The organism is Rhodopirellula maiorica SM1 (assembly GCF_000346295.1).
Lineage (GTDB): Bacteria > Planctomycetota > Planctomycetia > Pirellulales > Pirellulaceae > Novipirellula > Novipirellula maiorica.
In genome coordinates this window covers 1-2,779 of the sequence record NZ_ANOG01000703.1, presented here as the reverse complement: position 1 = coordinate 2,779, position 2,779 = coordinate 1, and the positions used below count along the sequence as shown (strand labels likewise).

Here is a 2,779-nt window from a genome sequence, read left to right as displayed (position 1 = left end):
TCTGCGACTTTCGCTACAGCTAATTCGCGTTTTCCTTATAGGGAAAAATGCTTCACAGCGTTGGCCAAAGCGGCTAAGAAAGCAGATCGAGCAAGAAACTTGGCGAATTCGCGCATTGCTGCGCGTGCGACGGGATCTTTCTAGAGAGTCACATCGATTCTCAATTCCCGGAGCACCTCTTCTCATGATCGCTCAACCCCCGCTACCTCGTAGCCAAACGATGTTTTGGCCTCTGCTCAAATCGTTCTCGGCCCTGGCAACGATCTTCCTTTTCTCTGCAGTGGCCCAAGCGGGTTACACCGTGCTGAGCGGAACGCCTGTCACTCAAGGACAAATGCGTGTTGACGAAGACGACTTCGATCAACTGAAGGCACGTCTGCCGGCCCCCAGTCAATGCTTCACGCTGAAAGAAACGCGTGTGGAGGCTGACATTTCCGGCGTATTGGCGCGTGTCCGCGTCTCTCAGGTGTTCAAAAACCCGTATTCCGAACGGCTGGAAGCGTTGTACGTGTTTCCGCTTCCCGAAAACTGTGCCGTCGACGCCTACTCCTTTCAGATCGGAGAACGTGTGATTGTCGGCGAAGTCAAACGCAAAGAGGAAGCACGCCAAGAATATGAACAAGCTCGGGATCAGGGGCGAAAGGCAGCGCTACTGGAGCAAGAACGTGCCAACATCTTTTCTCAGGCGGTGGCCAACATTCCGGCCGACAGCGAGGTGACGGTGAACATCGAATACGTGCATCCGCTGGAGATCGACGAAGACCGTTACGTCTTTCGTTTCCCGATGGTCGTCGGGCCTCGTTATATCCCAGGAACCCCGCTGAGTCGTCCGAACGTCGGTCGCGGTTGGGCAAAGGACACCGATCAAGTCCCCGACGCGTCGCGGATCACCCCCGACTTTCTTCCCGAGGGAATGCGAAACGGCAACGATGTGTTTGTCTCGGTAAAAGTGGACGCGGCGATGCCGATCCAGGAAATCGTGCCAGTCACCCACGAATTGGACATTCAACAACCCTCGGAAACTCATGCGGTCGTGACCTTAAAGAACCAATCGACGATCGCCGACAAAGACTTTGTCATCGAATATCGGTTGGCCGGTGACGAGAGCACCTTGGCGTCGCTGGTCCACCGCGAATCCGACGCAGACGATGGCTACGTCATGCTGGCGTTACAACCGAAATGGTCCATCGAGCCGGCCGAAATCACGCCTCGTGAAGTGATCCTGGTGCTGGACACCAGCGGATCAATGAACGGGCCTGCGATCAGCCAATTGCGATTGTTTGCCGATCATGTGCTGGATCATTTGAACCCACAGGATGAGTTTCGCATCATTGCGTTCAATAATCGATCCAACGCTTTTCGGCCGCATCCGATCGTGGCGAACGATGCCAATGTCCAGTCCGCAAAGCAATTTGTACGTAACTTGCGAGCGAGTGGTGGAACCAACCTGCTGCCGGCGCTGCAGTTGGCACTGGGCGGTAGCGCTGACGAATCGGCTCGCCCACGCTATATGGTGTTGATGACCGACGCACTCGTTGGCAACGACCACTCGATTCTTCGCTATTTGCAGAAACCCGAGTTTCAAGATGCTCGCGTCTTCCCGATCGCGTTCGGGGCAGCTCCGAATGATTACCTGATCAGCCGCGCCGCCGAAATGGGGCGAGGATTTTCGATGCAAGTTACCAACCAGGACAATTCACCCGAGATCGCTCGACGTTTTCACGAATTGACCAGCCAACCGTACATGACCGATTTGCAGATCGACTGGGGCGGCATCGTCGTGAAAGACCTCGTTCCTTCGCGGCTGCCCGATCTGTATGCAGGAAAACCTCTGATTGTTTTGGGTCGATACGATACGCCGGCATCGGGGACGATCACATTGAAGGGCAATGTGCTGGGGCAAGCCGTGCAAATGGGGCTCGCGTTGGAGCTTCCACAACAGGAATCCGCTCACGATTCGATCGGTCCCGTTTGGGCCCGCCAGCGAATTCGGCAAATTTGGAACCGCGACGTCGGCCACGAAACTCCGCAAGGACGTGAAGAGATCACCGAGCTTGGGCTGAAGCATCAACTGATGACGCAGTACACCTCGTTCATTGCCGTCGAAAAAGAACTTTCCGAGCCGCCCCAGGGTCAACTGGTCACCGAAACCGTTCCGGTGATGATGCCCGAGGGCATGACCGAGCAATCGGTTGGCCGCTCGCGAGTCACCACGAGACCGGCCCAGTCGAATCAACAATCCACTTCACCGGTGGTTGCCGATACCGCATCACCACCACAAACCTACACCACACCGCCACCGGCGATGCCCGCAACATCAGGTCCGTCGCGTCCATCGTCGGCGTCGCCGGCTCCGCATGCGAGTGGCGGCACATTCCGCAGCGGTGGCGGCGGAGGTGGTGGTCCCATCGGTCCGATCACCGCGATCTTCTCGCTCGGCGGTGCAGGCGCTGCTGCGATGATGCGGCGACGAAAGGCCCAAACCGACATTGATCATTGTGTAGAGGATCAAAGCAGGAAGGATCTGTCGCGATGAGTACTGGCGAAACCTGCTCTCGGACGCTTCCCCAAACCAGCGGCACATCGATACAAACGATCTGTCGCCGGGGAAGCATCTGGCTCCGGCATACTCCTGTGACGGTGGTTCTATCCGCGATCGCTTTGGCGGCGTATGCCTTTCCGAGCCTGACTGCTGGTTTCCAGTTGGACTTTGCCTCCGCCACCGCGGGCCAGTGGTGGCGTCTTCTGACCGGTCACCTCACGCACTTTGGCGGCGGAC

General features: G+C 57.1%; 1 protein-coding gene. It reads left to right on the top strand.

The window, feature by feature from the left end; genetic code table 11:
• The first annotated feature begins 184 nt into the window (after positions 1-184).
• Positions 185-2,536: a VIT domain-containing protein gene (locus RMSM_RS22755; protein ID WP_008701939.1), complete on the top strand. Its 2,352-nt coding sequence runs from the start codon at positions 185-187 to the stop codon at positions 2,534-2,536.
• Positions 2,537-2,779: the final 243 nt, after the last annotated feature.